14 protein-coding genes are annotated in these 22062 nt (G+C 72.5%); 11 read left to right on the top strand and 3 right to left on the bottom strand.

Annotated features, from left to right (window positions below; genetic code table 11):
- Positions 1-28: 28 nt before the first annotated feature.
- The 5 genes from ABH940_RS02765 to ABH940_RS02745 all read left to right on the top strand — a co-directional run bounded on the left by ABH940_RS02765 (position 29) and on the right by ABH940_RS02745 (position 8399).
- Positions 29-3559: a DNA polymerase III subunit alpha gene (locus ABH940_RS02765; protein ID WP_370064671.1), complete on the top strand. Its 3531-nt coding sequence runs from the start codon at positions 29-31 to the stop codon at positions 3557-3559.
- 106 nt (positions 3560-3665) lie between these two features.
- A complete protein-coding gene (locus ABH940_RS02760; protein WP_370064669.1) occupies positions 3666-4397 on the top strand; it encodes a methyltransferase domain-containing protein in 732 nt (243 codons plus the stop codon).
- A 234-nt stretch (positions 4398-4631) separates the two neighbouring features.
- The gene (gene dinB / locus ABH940_RS02755; protein WP_370064667.1) at positions 4632-5852 is read left to right on the top strand and encodes a DNA polymerase IV; all 1221 of its coding nucleotides are present in this window, start codon (positions 4632-4634) and stop codon (positions 5850-5852) included.
- A 264-nt stretch (positions 5853-6116) separates the two neighbouring features.
- Positions 6117-6515 (top strand): DUF3040 domain-containing protein, encoded by a 399-nt coding sequence (locus ABH940_RS02750; RefSeq protein WP_370064665.1) that lies wholly within the window; start codon positions 6117-6119, stop codon positions 6513-6515.
- 222 nt (positions 6516-6737) lie between these two features.
- A complete protein-coding gene (locus ABH940_RS02745; protein ID WP_370064663.1) occupies positions 6738-8399 on the top strand; it encodes an RICIN domain-containing protein in 1662 nt (553 codons plus the stop codon).
- A 15-nt stretch (positions 8400-8414) separates the two neighbouring features.
- Here the strand turns inward: ABH940_RS02745 and ABH940_RS02740 are convergent, their stop codons facing one another.
- From ABH940_RS02740 to ABH940_RS02730, 3 genes are read right to left on the bottom strand one after another with little or no spacing between them, the layout of a single operon-like run.
- Complete coding sequence (locus tag ABH940_RS02740; RefSeq protein ID WP_370104107.1) at positions 8415-10778, bottom strand: DUF3488 and transglutaminase-like domain-containing protein; 2364 nt, start codon at positions 10776-10778, stop codon at positions 8415-8417.
- Positions 10779-10811: 33 nt separating this feature from the next.
- Positions 10812-12371 (bottom strand): DUF58 domain-containing protein, encoded by a 1560-nt coding sequence (locus ABH940_RS02735; RefSeq protein WP_370064659.1) that lies wholly within the window; start codon positions 12369-12371, stop codon positions 10812-10814.
- Positions 12372-12394: 23 nt separating this feature from the next.
- Positions 12395-13408: an AAA family ATPase gene (locus ABH940_RS02730; protein ID WP_370064657.1), complete on the bottom strand. Its 1014-nt coding sequence runs from the start codon at positions 13406-13408 to the stop codon at positions 12395-12397.
- 593 nt (positions 13409-14001) lie between these two features.
- Between ABH940_RS02730 and rsmH the strand changes: the two genes are divergently transcribed.
- From rsmH to mraY, 6 genes are all read left to right on the top strand, one after another.
- Entirely contained in the window at positions 14002-14973 is a 972-nt protein-coding gene (rsmH, locus tag ABH940_RS02725; RefSeq protein WP_370104105.1) for a 16S rRNA (cytosine(1402)-N(4))-methyltransferase RsmH, read from the top strand.
- Positions 14974-15025: 52 nt separating this feature from the next.
- Complete coding sequence (locus ABH940_RS02720; protein WP_370064650.1) at positions 15026-15589, top strand: hypothetical protein; 564 nt, start codon at positions 15026-15028, stop codon at positions 15587-15589.
- Between the two features lie 15 nt (positions 15590-15604).
- Positions 15605-17761, top strand: coding sequence for a peptidoglycan D,D-transpeptidase FtsI family protein (locus tag ABH940_RS02715; protein ID WP_370104104.1), 2157 nt, complete (start codon positions 15605-15607; stop codon positions 17759-17761).
- A gap of 141 nt (positions 17762-17902) precedes the next feature.
- Entirely contained in the window at positions 17903-19552 is a 1650-nt protein-coding gene (locus ABH940_RS02710) for a UDP-N-acetylmuramoyl-L-alanyl-D-glutamate--2,6-diaminopimelate ligase (protein WP_370065016.1), read from the top strand.
- Positions 19553-19559: 7 nt separating this feature from the next.
- Positions 19560-20993, top strand: a complete 1434-nt coding sequence (gene murF, locus ABH940_RS02705; RefSeq protein ID WP_370104102.1) for a UDP-N-acetylmuramoyl-tripeptide--D-alanyl-D-alanine ligase — start codon at positions 19560-19562, stop codon at positions 20991-20993.
- Positions 20993-22054, top strand: a complete 1062-nt coding sequence (gene mraY / locus ABH940_RS02700; RefSeq protein WP_370064643.1) for a phospho-N-acetylmuramoyl-pentapeptide-transferase — start codon at positions 20993-20995, stop codon at positions 22052-22054. The genes murF and mraY overlap by 1 nt, the downstream gene beginning before the upstream one ends.
- Positions 22055-22062 lie beyond the last annotated feature (8 nt).

Genomic DNA, 22062 nt, shown 5'->3' with positions numbered 1-22062 from the left:
ACCTGACACGCCAGAGGAGTCGCAGCACATGAGCCCCACGGACTCCTTCGTGCATCTGCACACGGCCTCCAGCTACTCGCTGCGCTACGGCACCGCCACGCCCGCTGCCCTGGCCCGGCGCGCGGCGGAGCTGGGCATGGGCGCGCTCGGGCTCACCGACCGGGACGGCCTCTACGGTGCGGTCCGCTTCGCCCAGGCCTGCGTCGAGCACGGCGTACGGCCGATCGTCGGAGCCGACCTGGCCTGCGCCGATCCGCGTACGGACGTGCGCACGGGCATGCGCACGGACGCCCGGATCGTCGGCCGTACCGCCGGCCCCGGCGGGGCCGAGCTGGACCGGGCCGCCGCCGACGCGGCGCGCCCGCCACGGGTCGTGGTGCTGGCCCGTGGGCGTCGGGCGGGGTGGGCCGCGCTCTGTCGGGTCGTCAGCACCGCGCACGGGGACGACATGGAGCGTCGCGGTCGTCCGGTGGTCGGCCCCGAGCTGGTGGCCCGCGCAGGGGACGGTGTGTTCGTGCTGCTCGGCCCGGAGTCCGTGGTCGGACGTGCCGCCGCGGCCGGGCGGACCGCCGAGGCCAAGGCCGAGCTGCAGCGCTGGCGCGCGGCGTGCGGGGACGCTGTCGTGGTCGAGGTGGTGCACCACCTCGCGCCGCCCGGCCACCCCACCTCCCGCGCGGCGGGGCAGCGGATGCTGCGCCTGGCACGGGAGTTGGGCGTGCCCGCTGTGCTGAGCAACGCCGTCCGCTACCCGGTTCCGGAGGACGCCCCGGTCGCGGACGTGCTGGACGCCGCCCGCCGCCTGGTCCCGCTGGAGCTGCGCTCCCGGGACCGGGTCAACGCCGAGGGGTATCTGAAGACCGGCCCGGAGATGGCCGCCCTCGCCCACGACCTGTGCGAGACCGCCTCCGAGGTGCGTGCGCTGCTGGCGCAGACCCGCCGGATCGCCGAGCTGTGCGCGCTCGACCCGCATCTCGACATCGGCCTCGGCTCGATGCACATGCCCGAGGCGGGCGTCCTCGGCACCACCCGCGAGGGCGCGGTCCGCGAGCTGCGGCAACGCTGCGAGGCGGGCATCCCCCGCCGCTACGGCAGCCCGGGCCGGGCGGCGAGCCAGAAGATCACCGACCGGCTGGAGAGCGAGCTCACGCTGATCGACGGCCTCGGCTACGAGCCGTACTTCCTCACCGTCGCCGAGGTCGTCGACCTGACCCGCGCCGCCGGTATCCGCTGCGCGGCCCGTGGCTCGGGCGCGGGCAGCCTGGTCAACCACCTGCTGGGCATCTCCGGCGTCGACCCGATGGCGCACGGCCTGCTGATGGAGCGTTTCCTCTCCGCCAAGCGCACCTCGCTGCCCGACATCGACCTCGATGTCGAGTCCGCCCGCCGCACCGAGGTCTACGACCTGATCCTCGACCGCTTCGGCTCCGACCGGACGCTCTGCGTCGCGATGCTGGAGACCTACCGGGTCCGCCACGCCGTCCGCGATGCGGGCGCGGCCCTCGGCCTGCCGCCGCAGGAGATCGACGCGGTGGCCAAGGCCTTCCCGCACATCCGCGCCCGCGACGCCCGCGCGGCCCTGCGCGACCTGCCCGAACTGCGGCACTCCCGGCTGGAGGAGGGCATCTTCGCGGTCCTCTTCGACATCGTCGAGAAGCTGGACGGCCTGCCCCGCCACATCGCCCTGCACCCCAGCGGCGTGCTGCTCTCCGACCGCACCCTGCGCGACCGCACGCCGGTCGAACTCTCCGCCCAGCGCTACCCGATGAGCCAGTTCGACAAGGACGACGTGGAGGCGATCGGCCTGCTCAAGCTGGACGTCCTCGGCGTGCGGATGCAGTCCGCGATGGCGCACGCCCTGAAGGAAACCGTGCGGGTGGACGGCGAGCGGATCGACCTGGACGCCGTCCCGCTGGACGACCCGGCCACCTTCGAGCTGATCCGCTCCACCCGCACCCTCGGCTGCTTCCAGATCGAGTCGCCCGGCCAGCGCGAGCTGATCGGCAAGTTCGCGCCGGAGACCTTCGGCGACCTGATCATCGACATCTCGCTGTTCCGCCCCGGCCCGGTCAAGAGCGACATGGTCACCCCCTTCCTCAACGCCCGCCACGGCTGGGCCGATCCGGTCTTCGTCCACGACGACCTGCGCGAGATCCTGGCCGAGACCGAGGGCGTGGTGGTCTTCCACGAGCAGGTGATCCGGATCATCGCGAAGATGACCGGCTGCGCACCGGACCGCGCCGACCAGTCCCGGCGGCTGCTCGGCAGCATCAAGGGCCAGCAGGCGGTGGGGGACTGGTTCTGCGTGGCCGCCGACCACCGCGGTTATCCGCGGCCGGTCGTCGAGCGGGTCTGGGAGATCCTCAAGGCCTTCGCCTCCTTCGGCTTCTGCAAGGCGCACGCGGGCGCCTTCGCGCTGCCCACCTACCAGTCCGCCTGGCTGAAGGCCCATCACCCGGCCGCCTTCTACGCCGGGTTGCTCACCCACGACCCCGGCATGTACCCGAAGCGGCTGATCCTTACCGACGCCCGCCAGTTCGGCGTCACCGTGCTGCCGCCCAGCGTCAACGACTCCGTGGTCGACTACACGATCGAACGCGGCCCGGACGGCAGCGGCAGCAGCCGTGACGCGTTGCGGATCGGGCTGGCCGACGTCAAGGGCATCAGCGACGCCGAGCTGGAGCGGATCGTCCGCGAGCGCGAGGGCGCGCCCTACGCCTCCCTGGCCGACTTCCGTCGCCGCGCCGAGCCCTCACAGCCGACCCTGGAGAACCTGGTGCTGGCCGGTGCGCTGGACGCGCTCCACCCCGGGCTGACCCGGCGTGACCTGCTGCTGCACGCGGCCACCGACCCCAAGCCCAAGGGCCCGCGCCGCCCTGGCCCGTCCCAGCTGGAGCTGGCCGACGCGTTGGCGGGAAATTCCGGCGAGGAGCCCACCGCCGTGCCGACCGCGCTGCCCGCGCCGACCGACTCCGAGCTGATCCACGGCGAGATCGAGGCGCTCGGCCTGGACCACAGCGCCCATCTGCTCAGCCCGTACCTGCGCTTCCTCCACGAGCTCGGCACGGTCCGCTCGCGCGACCTGCTGACGCAGCGCAACCGCAGCGAGATCCTGATCGCCGGGGTCAAGGTGGCCACCCAGACCCCGCCGGTGCGGACCGGCGTCCGGGTCGTCTTCGCCACGCTCGACGACGCCACCGGCCCGCTGGACTTCGCCATGTTCGAGGACGCCCAGCAGCACTACGCGTCCACGGTCTTCCACTCCTGGCTGCTGCTGGTCCGCGGCGTGGTCCGCCGCACCGGCCCGCGCGGTGTCTCGCTCACCGCGACCGCCGCCTGGGAGCTGACCGGCCTGCACGAACTGTGGCGCGAGGCGGGCGTGGACGCGGTCCGCGAAGTGCTGGCCGCCCGCCCCGAAGCGGAGGCGGCACCGCCGCGCCGGGTGATGCTGCACCCGAGCGGATTCCGGATGTCCCCCTACGCCGACCTCAAGCCGCCGGGCGTCCCCGCGGCGGAGGCCCCGCGCAAGCTCTGGCACACCAGCCCGGGGAGCCCGGGATGAGCGCCGAGCAGCGGCACAAGGCAATAGGGTGGGGCTGTCCGGCCGTGGCTGCCGCCACCACTGCCGCTACCGCCGAGACGTCGCAGCCGAACCGAGGAGCCCAACCGTGTACACGCGTCCCCGCAGCGCCCTTCGGACCGCCGTGGTGTGGGAGGTCCTGCGCGCGGCGCTGGACCGCAAGGCCGAGTCGCTCGGCCGCCCGGTCCTCGACGTCCTGGACACCGGTGGCGGCACCGGCAACTTCGCCGTGCCCGTCGCCAGCCTCGGCCACCGGGTCACCGTCGTCGACCCCAGCCCCGACGCCCTCTTCGCCCTCGAACGCCGCGCGGCGGAGGCCGGGGTCACCGGCCAGGTCCGGGCGATACAGGGCGACACGAGCACCCTGGCCCAGCAGGTCGAGCCGGGCAGCATGGACGCTGTCCTCTGCCACGGCGTCCTCGAGTTCGTCGACGACCCGGCGGAGTCGCTGCGCGAGCTCACCGCGGTGCTGCGCGACGGCGGTCTGGTCAGCCTTCTTGCTGCCAACCGCAACGGCGCGGTCCTGGCCCGCGCCCTCTCCGGCCACTTCGCCGAGGCCCGGGCGACGCTCGAAGGCGTCGAGAAGCCGGACGCCCGGCGCTTCACCAGCGACGAGCTGGATGCGCTGGCACGCGGGGCGGGACTGCGGGTGCGCTCCGTGCACGGCGTGCGCATCTTCGCGGACCTGGTGCCCGGTGTCCTGGTCGACACGGAACCGGGGGCGCTCGACGCTCTCCTCGCTCTGGAGCAGGCGGCCTCGGCGGATCCGTCGTTCCACGCGGTGGCCACGCAGTTGCACGTTCTGGCGGAACTGGGCTGAACAAAGGGTCAGTTGCACGGTCCAGTGGCGCGGGGCTCTGCCGATGTGCGGCTGCGCCGCGTGGGTGCGACGGGTCACTGACGCTCCCGCGGGTGGTTGCACTGTCCAGGGGCGCGGGGAACTGCGCGACAAGCCACCCACGCAGGTGGCGGACCGAACGAGCAGGGCCATCCGCGCTGGGTGGTTTCTCGCGCAGAGCCTCGCGCCCCTGAGTGTTGTAACTGGCGGTTCGCGGTGATTCTGCACGCGGATCTGGACGCCTTCTACGCCGCGGTCGAGCAGCGTCGTCGTCCTGACCTGGCCGGGAGGCCCGTCGCGGTTGGGGGTACGGGTCCCCGCGGCGTGGTGATGTCGGCGACGTACGAGGCGCGAGCCTCGGGCGTGGAGTCGGGGCAGCCCGTCGTCCGCGCGAGGCGGATGTGTCCGGAGTTGGTCGTGGTCGCGCCGGACATGGACGAGTACGCCGTCGTCTCGGCCAATGTCATGGCCGTCCTCGCCTCCTTCTCCCGTCGCGTGGAGCAGGCCTCCCTCGACGAGGCGTACCTCGACCTCGCGGGGGTGCCGTTCCGACCGCGGGTCCTCGCGGAACTGCTGCGGGAGCGGGTGTGGGACGAGCAGCGCCTCGCGCTGTCGGTCGGGGTCGGGCCGAACAAGCTGATCGCCAAGCTGGCCTCCGTCGCGGCCAAGCCCGACGGACTGCTGCTGGTGACGCCGGCCGAGGTGCCGGGGTTCCTGCTGCCGCTGCCCGCGACGCGGCTGCCCGGGGTGGGGCCGAGCACCGCCGCCGCGCTGAGTCGGTTCGGTCTGACCACCGTCGCCGACCTCGCGGCCACGCCGCCGGACACGCTGCGGCGGATCGTCGGCGCCGCCGCGGGCGAGCAGTTGGCGCGGTTCGCGCGGGGCGAGGACCCGCGCCCGTTGGTACCGCAGCGCGCCGAGCGGAGCCTGGGCGGGGAGCGGACCTTCCCGGCCGACGTCTCGGCGGAGCACGAGCTGATCCGGACCACGCTGCTGCGGCTCGCCGAGTCCGCCGCCGCGCGGCTGCGGGCCGCCGGGGTCGCGGGGCGGACGGTCACCGTCAAGGTGCGCTTCGCCGACCTGCGCACGGTCACCCGTTCGCGGACCCTGCCTGAGCCGGTGGACCTGGCGCACGACCTCTACGCCGCGGCGGTCCAGGTCTTCGACGGGATGGGTCTGGCTCGGGCCCGGATCCGGCTGATCGGGTTGCGCGTCGAGGGGTTGGGCGAGGGGGCCCGGCCGCAGCAGATGGCGCTGGGGGAGCGCGAGCACGGCTGGTCCGAACTGGAGCGGACGGTCGACCGGGTGCGGGCGAAGTTCGGCACGGCCTCGGTCGGTCCGGCGAGTCTGCTGGAGGGTGGGAGGGAGGTAGGAAGGGACACGGGCAAGGACACGGGCAAGGAGCCGGGCAGTGACACGGGAAAGAGGAGCTCCTGAGGCTGGAAACTTCTCACTGGTGTCGCCCGTTCACAGGGCACACCGAGGCGTTCCGGCCTGTCCGGAGAGAGGTACCGCACATGCGGCACGGCACTCCAAAAACCCACGGTGAACCGTATGATTCGGGTAAAGGCAGCAAGCATGACGGCCGCCCACCCGGGGCATACACGCAACACAGCGGGATCAAGAGAAACCGAGCCGTGCGGTGGGGTGGTCTTCCGGTCGGCGCGCTTGCGCCGTCGGCGGCCAGAGGAGGAGGACGACGTGCCGCTCTCGGAGCACGAGCAGCGACTGCTTGAGCAGATGGAGCGAGCGCTGTACGCCGAGGACCCGAAGTTCGCGACGGCGCTCGAGGGTAGTGGCTTGCGCACGCGGACCCGGCGCGCCGTTTACGCGTCCGCCGCAGGCTTCGTGGTCGGCGTGGGCCTGTTGATGGGTGGCCTCTTCGTGCACCAGCAGTGGGTGAGCGTCGTCGGTTTTGTGCTGATGCTGGCGGGTGCCGTCTTCGCGGTCACCGCATGGCGCCGCATTCCGCGGCTCGCGGCCGTGGACCCGCGTACCGGGCGGCCGGTGCGCCGTAAGCGTGGCGGCGGTGGCAGCCTGGTCGACCGGATGGAGCAGCGCTGGCAGCGACGTCAGGAGCAGCAGCGCGGCGGGTTCTGACCCGCGCAGAACACTCTTTCGTCAGGGCCCCGACCTTCGGGTCGGGGCCCTTCGTCGTGTCCGAGCGGCGCATCGTCGTGTTTGGCGCGCAGAGATCACCAGGTCAGCAGGGTTTTGTTGTGTTCGCCGCAGAAAACATGAGCACCACTCTTGTTATGTTACCTGGGGGTACCTACCCTGAGGGACGATCGGGCACTCCCCGTCCACCCTCAGGAGCACTGTGTGACCAGATCAGTCAGAGCAGGCCTGCGCAAACCCCGGGCCGCCCTCGCGGCACTCGCCGTCACCGCCCTCGTCGGCGCACTCGGAACCGCGACCACACAGACCGCCGCCGCGGCCGCCGGACCGGCCGCCAAGCCCGCCGCCATCGTCTCCCTGGGCGACAGCGCGATATCCGGCGAAGGGGCCGGGACCGACACCAACGACGGCTACATGGCGGGCACCGACGGTCCCAAGGACTTCTGTCACCGGCACGCCGAGTCGACGATCTTCGACACCGGCGTCACCGGCGTCACCCCGATCGACCTTGCCTGCTCCGGGGCGCAGACCGGGGACCTGACCTCCGACCCGACCCTGGCCAAGATCACCGGCCCGGGCAGCGGCGACTACGGCGAGCCCAAGCAGGACGTCCAGCTGGCCCAGAGCGCCGCCAACTACGACGTCAAGATGGTCGTGGTGACCATCGGCGCCAACGACGACTTCGACTTCACCGGCATCGTCGTCAGCTGCCTGACCGCGTACTTCCCGGTCCCGCAGTCCCAGGGCTGCCGGCAGACCATCGGCAGCGCGGCGATCACCGCCCGTGCCAAGGCGGACCTGCCGAAGATCGAGGCGGCGCTCACCGACGTCCGCCAGACCATGCGCAACGCCGGTTACGCGGACGGCTCGTACCAGCTGGTGCTGCAGTCGTACTTCACGCCGATCACGCCGGACATCCGTGACAACTCCTATGCGGGCAAGGTCGCCGACGGCTGCCCCGGCTTCCCCGAGGACGCCGCCTGGGCGCACAACTGGGTGGTCCCGCAGCTGGACGACACCGAGCGGGCCGCCGCCGAGGCGGTGCCCGGGGTCCGGTTCCTGGACATGCGGCGGGTCTCCTACGGCCACGAGGTCTGCGCGGAGATGACCAGCTCGCCGTACGAGTACATCAACGGTGACGTGATCGACACCAGCGAGCTGACCCGCAACGGCTGCGACCAGTCGATCGGCGTGCTCGGCCTCTGCACCGACGAGGTCCGGCAGTCCTACCACCCGCGCGTCGCCGGCTACAAGGCCGAGGGCGCCTGCCTCGGGGACTTCTACGACGACCCGACGCAGCCGGAGGCCTACTGCACCCTGGACCCGCAGGACGGCACCACGATCATGCCGTTGACACCGGGCAACGCGTCGTTCAACGACGTGCCCACGGACGGGTCCTGGTTCCAGTTGGCCAACAAGGCGAGCGGCAACGTCCTCGACTTCTCCGGCGGCGGCAGCTACGGCGACGCCACCAACGGCCGCCCGGCCATCACCTACGGCGCCGACGGCGGGCTGAACCAGTCGTTCGTCTTCGAGATCAAGTCCGGTGGCAGCTACGAGCTGGACTTCAGCGGCAACCGCAACATGTGCCTGGACGCCACCGGCGGCAGCACGGCGGCGGGCACGCAGCTGGAGCAGTGGGGCTGCACCGGCAACGCCAACCAGCACTGGGTCTTCGAGGCAGCTGGGAACGGCTACTACAAGATCGCCGACTCGGCCGCCACGAACATGGTGCTGACCCTCGGCACCAGCGCCGCGGTCGACAGCTCCGGCAACCCGATCACCACGCTCCAGTCGGACACCGGCGCGGACACCCAGCTCTGGCAGCTGGACAAGCTGGGCATCGTCTACCTGCCCGCCGGCTGATCAACGGTCACCTGCTCAGTGCGAGCCACCGGGCCGCAGCCTGTTCCACAGGGCTGCGGTCCTGCGCCGTACCTCGGCGGAGACGCGGCGCGGCAGGTCACGGTAGAGCCGGGACGAGGACGGCGGGAGCAGCACCGCGCGCAGGCGGGTGCGCCGGTCGACGCGGGCGGCGAGGCCCTCCCGGACCGAGCGGACGTCCTGCCGGAGCTGGAGCGGCACGGTCACCACAGGCGCGTAGAGCACCTGCTCGGTGGCGAGGGCGAGTCGGCCCGCCGCCGCGCTCGGCTCGGGGCCCAGCTCGCCGAGGGCACTGATCCGATCCGCCGTGCGGCGGGGCGTCTCCGCGTGGTCCGGGGGGATGCCGAGGTCCCAGGCGGTGTCCAGCAACTCGCGCCAGGCGTCCAGCACCTGCTGCTCGGTCAGCCCGCCGGGCCCCCGGGCCAGCCGGGTGCGTCGGGCCCGCCAGCGCCAGACCATCGGCACCAGCAGCAGGAGCAGGAGAAGTCCGGCCAGCGCCCAGACCGCCAGCCGCAGCGAGCCGACCGCCGACGAGCCGGTGCTGACCGGTCCGCCGGCGGTGCCGACAGCCGCGCACAGGCCCTCGCGGCGCGCCTGGATCGGGCAGCCCTGGTTGTGCGTGCCCGCCGTCGGACCTGCGCCGGTGGTGGGCTGCGCGGAGGTCGACGGACCGGGAGCCGGCGCGGTGGTCGAGGAGCCGAAGCTCGGCTCGAAGCCGATGGACGGCGTCGGCTCGAAGCGCAGCCAGCCCACGCCGGTGAAGTAGAGCTCCGGCCAGGCGTGCGCGTTCTTGGTGGTCACCAGCCAGGAACCGTCGGCCTGTTGGGTGCCGGGGGTGAAGCCGACGGCGACCCGCGCCGGGATGCCGAGGATCCGGGCCATCGCCGCCATGGTGGAGGCGAAGTGGACGCAGAAGCCCTGCTTGTTCTTGAGGAAGTCGGCCAGCGCGTTCGAGGTGTTGTTGACCGGGACGTTGGTGTTGTACGTGAAGCCGCCGGAGTGGGCGAACCAGTCCTGCAGCGCCAGCGCCTTGTCGAGGGCGGTGGGCGCGCCGGCGGTGACCGCGCGGGCGTCCTGGCCGACCACGGGCGGCAGGTTGTTGGGCAGCGTGAGGTAGGTGCGCGCGATGTCCGCCGGCGGCGGCGCGGCGTTGCGCAGCTGGTCCTGGGTGGGGTGCAGCGACAGGCTGGTGACGGTGTAGTCGAGCCCGCCCGCGTTCTGCGCGTCGGTGCCGCCGATCACCGTGCGGCCCTCGGGCTCCCACCGCCAGTCGCCCGCCACCTGGAGGTTGACCGCCGGGTACGGCATCGGCAGCCACTGCTGGACGTAGCCGGGCTGGGTGGTCACCTCCGTCTCCACCGTCTGTTGCTGGATGCCGCCGGAGAGCTCGGTGGGGACGCCCAGCGGGTCGGGCAGCGGGACGGCGCGGTGGGTGCTGGTGGTCCAGGCGACGCCGTTGAAGACGTCCAGGTCGACGATGCGCAGGTACTGGTCGGCGGGGTCCTGGGCGGTGGTCCGGTAGGAGAGCACCGGGACCGCGTTGGTCTGGTTGAGGCTCTGCGCCAGCGAGGCCATCGGGTCGACGGCGGTGATCACGCCGTTCCCGGTGCCGGATCCGCTGCCACCGCCGAGGTCGGCGACCACGCCGCTGCCCACGGACGGCAGCAGCACCGGGACGAGCAGCGCGCCGACCGCCGCCAGCGCGGCGATCCGGAAGCCGGTGGCGTTCACCGGGTTGGTGCTGTCGGCGTTCCCGGTGGCCGAGGCGCCGTGGAAGATCCGCCCCCAGCGCGAGACCCGGTCCCGCCCCTCGGCCAGCAGCAGCATCAGGAAGCCGAAGGCGGCGGCCAGGAACCAGAACCAGAGGGCGCCGTGCGGGTGGATGCCGGTGCCGACGGCGTAGAGGGCCAGCAGCGGCAGCCCGGCCAGGGCGACCCGTTGGTAGGTGACCGCCAGCGCGTCCACGAGCAGGCCGACCGCCAGCACCGCGATGGTGAGCAGCAGTCGCAGCCCGACCGTGTCCGGGGCCGGGGTGCTGAAGTGCGACATGTCGTCGAAGCCGGACTGCAGGTCGGAGCCGAACTCGCCCCACGCCGCAGGACCGGGCAGCAGTCCGAACACCGCCGTGTCGCGGACGAAGAAGAACGTCAGCAGCAGCACCGTGGCCAGCAGTTGGAGCAGCACGGTGAGCGGGCGGGCCAGCGGGAACCGGCGGGTGAGCACGCCGACGCCGGTGACCAGCAGCAGCATCGCCGTCGCCTCGACCAGCCAACTGGTCGGCTGGACCAGCGGGAAGAGGCAGAGCGCGGTGAGCACCGTGGCCGCAGCCGCAGTGAGCGCGATCCGTGTCCGCGTGTTCATCCCACGACTCCCAAGTCACGCATGTCACGCATGTCACGAACCCCCGTCGGCCCGGCGCGTGGGCTCGCCCTGGACGATGCCGGCTGCCGACTTCGCCGTCACGGAGCTGACGCCCCGGCCGCCGAAGCCCGTGCCGGGACGGCCCAGCAGCTGCCACAGCTCGGGCAGCGTGTCGCCGGAGCGGGCGGGCAGCACTCGCCAGCCCGCGTCTCCCATCAGCCGCTGCCGCCGTTCTGCGCTGTCGCGCGGCACGCCGCCGGCGTGGCTCGCAGCGCCGTGGTGCGCGCCGTTGGCGGCGGCGCCGTTCGACGGAATGCCGTTGCCGCCCGAGCCGTTGCGGCCCTGGCCGTTGCCGTTGCCGTTGGCCGAGGCGTTGCCCAGGCCCCGCAGCAGGCTCCAGCTGTCCGGGTCCAGCAGCACCGCGATCGCTGAACCGGCCCGGCGGCGCAGCCGGGAGAGCTCGGCCAACTGCTCGTCGTCCATCCCGCCCAGGACGGCCACCAGCAGGCCCTCGCCGCCCAGGCGCAGCACCTCCTCGGCGGAGGTCAGGTCGTCGCTCTCGGAGAGCTCCACCATCGCCAGATGGTCCAGCATCAGCCCGGCGGCCTCGGCCGCGCTGCCGCCCGCGCTGAGCGCGCCGACGGCGGAGACCGCCTCGCCGGTGTCGGTCAGCAACCGCACCTCGTAGCCGCGTTCCAGCAGGTGGAGGGCGATCGACGCGGCGGCGCTGACCGCCCACTCGAAGGAGGAGGCGGGGCCCGAACCCCGATGCCCGGACCGGCGGGTGTCCAGCAGCACGGTGGCGTGGTGCCGCAGCGGCTGCTCCTCGCGACGGACCATCAACTCGCCGTACTTGGCGGTGGAGCGCCAGTGCACCCGGCGCAGGTCGTCGCCCTGCCGGTACTCGCGCGGCACCACGTCGTCCTCGCCCGCCAGCGCGACCGCGCGGGCCTGGCTGTCGCCGAAGCCGGACCACTCGCCGGTCAGCTTGACCGGCGCCAGCGCCTGCACCTGCGGGACCACGGTCAGCAGGTCGTGGGAGGTGAACGCCCGGGACAGCTCGCACAGCCCGAACGGGTCGGCCAGCCGCAGCTGCAGCGGCCCGAGCGGATAGCGTCCGCGCAGGTCGGAGCGGACCCGGTAGGAGACCTCGCGGTAGCCGCGCGGCTCGACCCGGTCCAGCGCGAAGCGCGGACGCGGCCCCAGCACGTAGGGGACCCGGTCCTCCAGCAGCAGCAGGCCGGTCGGCACCCGGGAGATGTTGTCGACCCGCAGATGGACCCGCGCCTCCTGCCCGGCCGGGATCCGCGACGGCGTCAGCCGCCGTCCGCTGGCCACCCGGTACCGGGTGCGCACCAGCGCGCCGACGCTGACCAGCGGCAGCACGGCCAGCAGCACGCCCACCCGCATCAGCGCGAACTCGCCCAGCAGGTAGGCGCAGAGGACCGCGGTCAGCCCGGCGGCCAGGAACGAGCGACCACGCGTGGTCAGCCCGCTGAGCGCCTGGCGGACCGTGTCCTTCCGCTGGGGGTCGCTGCTCTCCGGGCCTCCCGGGCCTCCCGGGCCTCCGGGCCCTCGTGGTCCTCTCGGCACTGGGGAACCGGCCGTCGGCACGCTCAGCGCCCCCGCGTGTACTGCGGCAACGGCTGCGTCAGGACGAGGTCCTGGACCACGTCCTCCGGCGTGCGGCGGCCGAGCTGGGTCTCGGCGGTGGGCAGCACCCGATGGGCCAGCACCGGGACGGCCAGCCGCTGGATGTCGTCGGGGATGACGTAGGTGCGCCCGTCGAGTGCAGCGGCGGCGCGGGCGGCGCGCAGCAGGTGCAGGGTGGCCCGGGGCGAGGCGCCGAGGCGCAGCTCCGGGCTGGTCCGGGTGGAGCCGACCAGGGCCACGGCGTAGCGGCGCAGCTCGTCGGCCACGTGGACCCCGCGGACGATCCCGATCAGCTTGAGCACGTCGTCGGTGTGCGCGACGGGCTCCAGGTCGGCCAGCGGCGAGACGCCGCCGTGGACGTCGAGCATCTTCAACTCGGCGTCGGGGCTGGGGTAGCCGAGGGAGATCCGGGCCATGAAGCGGTCGCGCTGGGCCTCGGGGAGGGGGTAGGTGCCCTCCATCTCGATCGGGTTCTGGGTGGCCACCACCATGAACGGCGCGGGCAGCTGATAGCTGGTGCCGTCGACGGTGACCTGACGCTCCTCCATCGACTCCAGCAGCGCCGACTGGGTCTTGGGCGAGGCGCGGTTGATCTCGTCGCCGACCACGATCTGGGCGAAGATCGCGCCGGGCTTGAACTCGAACTCGCGGCGGTTCTGCTCGAAGATGCTGGTGCCGGTGATGTCCGAGGGCAGCAGGTCCGGGGTGAACTGGATCCGGCGGACCGTGCAGTCGATCGATCGGGCGAGCGCCTTGGCCAGCATGGTCTTGCCGACGCCGGGCACGTCCTCGATCAGCAGGTGGCCCTCGGCCAGCAGCACCGTCAGCGCCAGCTGGACCGCCTCGGGCTTGCCCTCCAGGACGCTCTCCACGGAGGCCCGGATCCGGCCGACCACGGCGTCGAGCTCGGCGAGCACAGCGCCGGACGACGGCTGTCCCTGCTGGTCGACACCGCTGCGTTCGTCGAAGGTCGTCACCCGGCTGCTCCTCGTACCGTCCGCCCGTTTGTGTCCCCGCACGGGCCGTCGCCTGCCCCGCCGGGGGCAGGGGCACGGGCCCGCTTGAGACGCATTGTTCCCTGCGCCGGGCGTTTACGTCACTCGACTGGCTGACATGCGGTGATTTGCCGTAAAGATCGGGTGGCCGGGCCCGCCGAGGACGTCCGGGGCGGGCCACGCGACGGGCCACGTGACAGGTCGCGTCGGACCGGGCGCCGGGCACGCTCGGACGCTGGGGGCGTGTTCCGGCGTGGCGCGCGCCCCTGACCTTCCGGGGCAGCGGTCCTGACCAGGGGTTTCTGGGTTCACTCGGACGGGGGGTCGGCCGCGCCGTTCGATTGACCAGGGGGAGCCGTGGAGTAGAGTGACGCCACGTCGAGGGAGTGTCGGACGGGACGCTCCGTACGTTGATCAGGGCCCGTACCTTCCGGCCTCCACCCGCTCGACACCCGCACGTGGTTGCTGCCCGCTGACGCCCCTTCCCCGGCGCCAGACGGCTCTTCCCTCGCGGGCGAGCGGGCGGGGACCAGTAGGCGCGGGCCACTTGCAGAGAGGCCCGAGGTAAGCAGGTCATGAGCTCCGCCGCGGACAACGCGAAGCACGTCCCGGTGATGCTGCGGCGCACCCTCGAGATGCTGGCCCCGGCGCTGCGCGCCCCCGGCGCGGTCGTGGTCGACGCGACGCTGGGCCTGGGCGGCCACAGCGAGGCGCTGCTGCGCGAGTTCCCCGAGGTCCGGCTGGTTGCCACCGACCGCGACCCGGCCGCGCTCCGGCTGGCGGGCGAGCGGCTGGCCCCCTTCGGCGACCGGGCCACCCTGGTGCACGCCGTCTACGACGAGATCCCCGAGGTGCTGGAGCGGCTCGGTATCGAGCAGATCCACGGCGCGCTCTTCGACCTCGGCGTCTCCAGCATGCAGTTGGACGAGGCCGACCGCGGTTTCGCCTACGCGCAGGACGCGCCGCTGGACATGCGGATGGACCAGACCGTCGGGATCAGCGCGGCGGAGGTCCTCAACACCTACTCCCACGGGGAGTTGGCGCGGATCCTCAAGGTGTACGGGGAGGAGCGCTTCGCCGGGAAGATCGCCTCGGCGGTCCTGCGCGAGCGCGAGAAGGAACCGTTCAGCAACAGCGCGCGTCTGGTGGATTTGGTGCGCAACTCGATCCCCGCGGCGACGCGGCGGACCGGCGGCAACCCCGCCAAGCGCACCTTCCAGGCCCTGCGGATCGAGGTCAACGGGGAGCTGACCGTGCTGGAGCGTGCCATTCCGGGAGCGCTCGCCACCTTGGCAGTGGGCGGACGGATCGCCGTGCTCTCGTACCACTCGCTGGAGGACCGCCTGGTGAAGGGGTTCTTCACGGAGGCCGCGGCCACCAACGCGCCGCCCGGACTGCCGGTCGTCCCGGAGGAGTACCAGCCCCGGTTCAAGCTGCTGACGCGAGGCGCGGAGCTGCCGACCGAGGAAGAGATCGCGGAGAACCGGCGCGCCACGCCCGCGCGGCTGCGGGGGGCGGAGAGAATCCGGGAACGCGTCGGGTCGTGAACGGACCGGCCGTGCCGGATGAGGGTCGAGTGCGTCGAGGGAGTGCGTGCAGGTGGCAGTCGGGAGGGGAACGGCGCGATCCCGGAGCGTCCGCGCCGGGCGCGGTCCGTTCGCGCTGCTGGTGATACTGCTGCTGTCGGGCGGTCTGATCGCGCTGTTGATGCTCAACACCGCCGTCAGCCAGGGGTCGTTCACGCTCTCCCAGCTCCAGCAGCACACCACGTCGCTGCAGAACGAGCAGCAGGGGCTGCAGCAGCAGATCGACGGGTGGTCCGCGCCGGAGGCGCTGGCCGCACGCGCCCGCGGCCTCGGCATGGTGCCCGGCAGCAACCCCGCGTTCCTGATGGACAACGGCCAGGTCCTCGGCAGCTCTCCGGCCCCGCTGGTCGGCCCGCCGCCGTCACCGACCCCGTCGCCGACCCCGTCCGCACCGGCTTCTGCGCCCGCGTCAGCTTCCGCCACGGCCAAGCCGTCCGGTACGGGCACACCGTCCGGCGGCGCCCGGACGACCTCGCACGACGCGGCCAGGAACAGCACCGGGACCGGCTCCGGCACCGGAACGGTCAAGCCGAAGCCGAGCGCCCACCCGCGCACGACCCCGCCCGCAGGCGACTGACGGAGTGATCTGACGATGCCTCAGCCTCCTCGCGACCGTGACCGCAGCTCCCGCGACCGTGACCCGCGCGACCGCGCGCCGCGTCCCTCCCGGGACGCGCGTCCCGTGCGCCCGGCGCGTCCGTCCCGTCCGGACCAGGCCCGCCGTCCGGCGGCCGGGAGCGGCGGAGTCCCCAAGGCGCGTGCGGCCGGGGCCGGTTCCCGCGGCAACAGCGCCAACGGGAGCAGGAACGGCAGCGGCGGCGGACACCCGCGTCCGCCCGTGCCGCGAGCCGGTGCGCGCGGGCCCGCCGGGGCGGCGACGCTGCAGCTGGGCGAGCCGCGCAAGCGGCTGCGGTTCCTGCTGATCGCGCTCGGGACGGTCTTCGCGCTCTTCCTGGGCCGGCTGGTCCAGCTCCAGTTCCTCGACTCGACCGCGCTGGCGGCCGAGGCCTCGGCCAACCGGTACGTGACCGTCCCGCTGACCGCGCAGCGCGGCGCCATCACCGACGGCAACGGCAACGTCCTGGCGACCACCGTCACCGCCTACGACATCACCGCCGACCCGACCATGCTCACGCCCCAGCAGCTGCACACCACCGACGGCTCCCGGGCCGCCGCCGCGCTGCTCGCCCCGATCCTGGGCATGGACCAGACGACGCTTACGACGCTGCTGACGGCGAAGAACCCCACGACGGACATGTACCGGCTGATCGCCAAGCAGCAGTCGCCGCAGGTCTGGACGCAGATCTCCAACCTGTCGAACCAGTTGGCGAACAGCGCCTCCTCCGGGCACTGCCTGACCGAGAACCTGCTGGCCCAGAAGGCCGGCGACAGCGGCCGGGTCGACGACGCCTGCGCCAACCCGCTGGCGTCGATCTTCCGCGCCCGCGACGACAAGCGCGTCTACCCGGAGGGCGACCTCGCCGCCAACGTCATCGGCTTCGTCAACGCCGCGGGCGTCGGCTCCGGCGGCCTGGAGGAGCAGTTCCAGTCGCAGCTGCGGGGCACCGACGGCAACGAGGTCTACGCCCAGGCCAACGGCCGCGAGGTGCCGACCGCCGAGGGGCAGCACGAGACCGCGGCGATCCCCGGCTCGAACATCAAGCTGACGCTGAACAGCGACATCCAGTGGGAGGCGCAGCAGCAGCTCTCCGCCCAGGTCGCCGCCTCGCACGCGCTCGGCGGCTACGTCATCGTCCAGGACGTCACCAACGGCCGGATCCTGGCCATGGCCACCGCGCCGACCTTCAACCCCAACGACCTGGCCCACGCCGACCCGAACGCCATCGGCAACACCGCCCTCAGCGACGCCTACGAGCCGGGCTCGGTCAGCAAGCTGATGACCATGTCCGCCGTGATCCAGCAGAACGTGGCGACGCCGCAGACCCATGTGACGGTGCCGGGAGCACTGCCCCGGGACGGGACGGTCTTCCACGACGACGTCGCCCACGGCACCGAGCAGCTGACGCTGAACGGCGTGCTGGCGCAGAGCTCCAACATCGGGACCATCCTGGCCGCCGAGCATCTGGGCAGCACCCAGGCGCAGGCGAACCAGGTCCTCTACGACTACCTGACCAAGTTCGGCATCGGCCAGCCGAGCGGACTGAACTTCCCCGGCGAGTCCCCGGGCATCCTGCCGCCGCCGGGCCAGTGGAACGCGTCGCAGCAGTACACCATCCCCTTCGGCCAGGGCCTGTCCGTCAACGCGTTGCAGACCACCTCGGTGTACTCGACCATCGCCAACGGCGGGGTCCGGGTCGCGCCGACGCTGGTCGAGGGCATCACCGGACCGGACGGTGTGTACACCCCGGCGCCCGCGCCCGCGACCACCCGGGTGGTCAGCACGCAGACCGCCAGGACGGTGGCGCAGATGCTGCAGTCGGTCGTCGGCAGCGAGGAGGGGACCGGCACCATGGCGCAGATCCCCGGCTACCTGGTCGCGGGCAAGACCGGTACCGCCAACCGCGCCACGGCCCACGGCTACAGCGGCTACACCGCCTCGTTCATCGGCTTCGCGCCCGCCGACAAGCCGCGGATCACCGTCTCCTGCGTGATCCAGGGACCGGTCGGCGCCCACTACGGCGGCGAGCTGTGCGGCCCGGTCTTCAAGCAGGTGATGGAGTTCTCGCTGAAGACGCTCGACGTGCCCCCGACCGGCGGGGCCCCGGCCGACCTCCCGGTCAACTGGTGAGGGGCCGATCATGACGACAGGAGTGACAGCAGCAGCACCGCCAGCAGCGGTGACGGTGACGGCATGTACACGTGGGGGGTCCCGGCAGGCGACACGAAGGATGGCGATACCCTCATGAACGGCACGGACAGCGGCATGGACATGCGGACGAGCTCCCGACTTGGCCCCGAGAGCACAGGTACGGGTAACCTCACCGCCGTGCCAACTCGTGATCAGTCCCCACTCCGCCCCCGCAACACCACCGGGCTCACGCTTGCCCAGGTAGGGGCGCTGCTCGGGCTGGACGACGCGGACCGGGCACCCGCCGACGGCGCCGCAGCCGTGGCGGTGACCGGCATCACCCACGACTCCCGTGCCGTCCGTCAGGGCGACATCTACGCCGCTCTTCCGGGCGCCCACGTCCACGGCGCCGACTTCGCCGCCCAGGCTGCCGCCGCGGGCGCGGTCGCGGTGCTCACCGACGAGGCCGGGGCCGAGCGCGCCGCCGACTGCGGCGTCACGCTGCTGGTCGTGCCGCAGCCGCGCTCCCGGGTCGGCGAGCTGGCCGCCGCGATCTACGGCAACGCCGCCGAGCAGCTGCTCACCATCGGCGTCACCGGAACCAGCGGCAAGACCACCACGGCGTATCTGATCGAAGGCGCGCTGCTGGGCGCCGGCCGCACGCCCGGTCTGCTCGGCACCGTCGAGATGCGCGTCGGCGAGACCCGGATCAAGAGCGAGCGGACCACCCCCGAGGCCACCGACCTGCACGCGGTGCTCGCGATGATGCGCGAGGCCGGTGCGGACGCCGTCGCCATGGAGGTCTCCAGCCACGCCCTGGTCTTCGGCCGGGTCGACGGCGTCGTCTACGACGTCGCGGTCTTCAACAACCTCACGCCCGAGCACCTCGACTTCCACCCGGACATGGACGACTACTACCGGGCTAAGGCGCAGCTGTTCACCGCGCGTCGCTCCCGGCTGGGCGTCGTCAACATCGACGACCGCTGGGGCCGCCGTCTGGCCGCCGAGGCCGAGGTGCCCGTGGTGACCTACTCCGCGGAGGGCGAGCCGAGCGCCGACTGGCGCGCCGAGCAGGTCCAGCTGGGCCACGCCGGCTCGCACTTCCGCGTCGTCGGCCCGGACGGACAGTCCGCCGACGCCTCCTCGCCGCTGCCGGGCCCGTTCAACGTCGCCAACGCGCTGGCCGCCATCGCCGCCGCCGTGACCGCCGGACTGCCGCTGGAGGCGGCCGTCGCCGGGGTCGCCTCGGTGCCGGGCGTGCCGGGCCGGATGGAGCAGGTCGAGGCTGGACAGCCGTACCTGGCTGTGGTCGACTACGCGCACAAGCCGGACGCCCTGGAGGGCGCGCTGCGCTCGCTGCGCGAGGTCACCAAGGGCCAGGTCCACGTCGTCGTCGGCTGCGGCGGTGACCGGGACCCGTTCAAGCGCGGCCCGATGGGCGCCATCGCCGCCCGTTACGCCGACACCGCCGTGCTGACCAGCGACAACCCGCGTACGGAGGACCCGCTGGCGATCCTCCACGCGATGCTGGCCGGTGCGGTCGAGGTGCCCGAGGCGGAGCGCGGCGCGGTCCTGGTCGAACCGGACCGGGCCCGGGCGATCGCCGCCGCGGTCGCACGTGCGCACGCGGGCGACTCGATCCTGGTGGCCGGCAAGGGCCACGAGGTCGGTCAGTACGCGAAGGGGGAGGTCCGGCCGTTCGACGACCGGATCGTGCTGCGTGACGCGATCACCGAGGCCGGCGCAGCCGCCGGCACCGTTCACACCCCCGCCAGGGACATCGAGGAGTAGAGCCAACGTGATCCCCCTGACCCTCGCGGAGGTGGCCGAGGCCACCGGAGGGAAGCTCGCCGACACGCCAGACCCGCAGACGCGGGTGACCGGCCCCGTCGTGCACGACTCGCGCCAGATCCTGCCCGGCGCGCTGTTCGTGGCGGTGGCCGGCGAGCGCGTCGACGGACACGACTTCGCCGAGCGCGCCGTGACGGAGCAGGGCGCGGCCGCCGTGCTCGCCACCCGCCCGGTCGGCGTCCCGGCCGTCGTCGTCGACGACGTGCAGGACGCCCTGGCCAAGCTGGCCCACGCCGTCTCGCTGCGGCTGACGGACACCACCGTCGTCGCGCTCACCGGATCGACCGGCAAGACCAGCACCAAGGACCTGATCGCCCAGGTGCTCGGCACCAAGGGCCGCACCGTCTACACCGAGGGCTCCTTCAACAACGAGATCGGCTTCCCGCTGACCGTGCTGAAGGCGGAGCAGGACACCGAGTTCCTGGTGCTGGAGATGGGCGCGCGTGGCAAGGGTCACATCGCCGAGCTCTGCGGGATCACCCGACCGAGGATCGGCCTGGTCATCAACGTCGGCACCGCGCACCTGGGCGAGTTCGGCAGCCGCGAGGGCATCGCCGAGGCCAAGGGCGAGCTGGTCGAGTCGCTGCCCGCCGAGGGAACGGCCGTGCTGAACGGCGACGACCCGATGGTGCGGGGCATGGCCCCGCGGACCGCGGCGCGCGTCGTCCGGTACGGCGAGGCGGCGGACGCGACCGTGCGGGCGAGCGATGTCCGTTTCGACGAGCTGCAGCGGGCCTCGTTCACCTTGAGCACACCCACCGGTTCCGCACAGGTGACTCTGAGGCTCTACGGTGAGCACCACGTGAGCAACGCCCTCGCCGCCGCCGCGGTCGCGACCGAGTGCGGCATGGACGTCGAGCAGATCGCCGCCGCGCTGAGCGGAGCCGGAAGCCTGTCCAAGTGGCGGATGGAGCTGGCGGAGCGTCAGGACGGCGTCACTGTGATCAACGACGCCTACAACGCCAATCCCGACTCGATGCGGGCCGCCCTGCGCGCGCTCGCCGCGATCGGCGGGAGAGGCCCCGAGGCACGCCGTACCTGGGCGGTCCTCGGGGAGATGCGGGAACTCGGCGAGGACTCCCTCACCGAGCACGATGCCGTGGGCCGGCTCGCGGTCCGGCTGAACATCGCCCAGCTGGTGGCGGTGGGCGGCCGGGAGGCGGCCTGCATGGAGCTTGGCGCGAGGAACGAAGGTTCGTGGGGTGAGGAATCGGTGCTGGTGCCCGACGCGGATAGCGCGATCGAGCTGCTGCGTGAACAGGTCCGGCCGGGGGACGTGGTCCTGGTGAAGGCGTCCCGTTCGGTCGGTCTGGAGAGGGTCGCCGCAGCCCTGCTGACGCAGCACGCGTCGGCCGCCGGCGCGGGGGAGGCTGGTCGTTGATGAAGGCGATCCTCTTCGCAGCCGCGATCGGCCTGTTCTTCTCGCTGGTCGGCACCCCGATCCTGATCCGGATCCTGGCCCGCCACGGCTACGGCCAGATGATCCGCGATGACGGCCCGCAGGCGCACCACAGCAAGCGCGGTACGCCCACCATGGGCGGTATCGCCTTCATCCTGGCGACGCTGATCGCGTACGTGCTGACGCACGTGATCATGGGCACCGAGTTCACCGTCTCCGGTCTGCTGGTGCTCTTCCTCTTCGCGGGCATGGGCCTGGTCGGCTTCCTCGACGACTACATCAAGATCGTCAAACAGCGCTCGCTCGGCCTCCGGGCCAAGGCCAAGATGGCCGGACAGCTGATCGTCGGCATCGTCTTCGCGGTGGCCGCGCTGCGCTTCCCGGACCCGGCGGGCACCACCCCGGCGTCCACCAAGCTCTCCTTCGTGACCGACTTCGGCTGGTCGCTCGGCCCGGTGCTGTTCGCCGTCTGGGCGCTGTTCATGATCCTCGCCATGTCCAACGGCGTGAACCTGACAGACGGCCTGGACGGTCTGGCGACCGGCGCCTCGGTGATGGTCTTCGGCGCCTACGTCTTCATCGGCATCTGGGAGTACGGCCAGACCTGCGGTTCCGCTGCGACCGCCGGCCCCAACTGCTACCAGGTCCGCGACCCGCTCGACCTGGCCGTGGTCGCCGCCGCGCTGATGGGCGCCTGCTTCGGCTTCCTGTGGTGGAACACTTCGCCCGCCAAGATCTTCATGGGCGACACCGGCTCGCTGGCCCTCGGCGGCGCGCTGGCCGGTCTGGCGATCTGCTCCCACACCGAGATGCTGCTGGCGATCCTCGGCGGCCTCTTCGTGCTGATCACCCTCTCCGTGATCATCCAGGTCAGTTCGTTCCGGCTCACCGGCAGGCGCGTGTTCAAAATGGCGCCACTACAGCACCACTTCGAACTGAAGGGCTGGTCGGAAGTCCTGATCGTGGTCCGTTTCTGGATCATCCAGGGCCTGTGCGTCGCAGTGGGCCTCGGCCTCTTCTACGCTGGCTGGGTCACCTCCTGACCGAGGCC

Source organism: Streptacidiphilus sp. BW17 (assembly GCF_041262485.1).
In the GTDB taxonomy this organism is placed as follows: domain Bacteria; phylum Actinomycetota; class Actinomycetes; order Streptomycetales; family Streptomycetaceae; genus Streptacidiphilus.
Note: the sequence above shows the minus strand (reverse complement) of the source record. Positions and strands in the feature narration are given on the sequence as shown.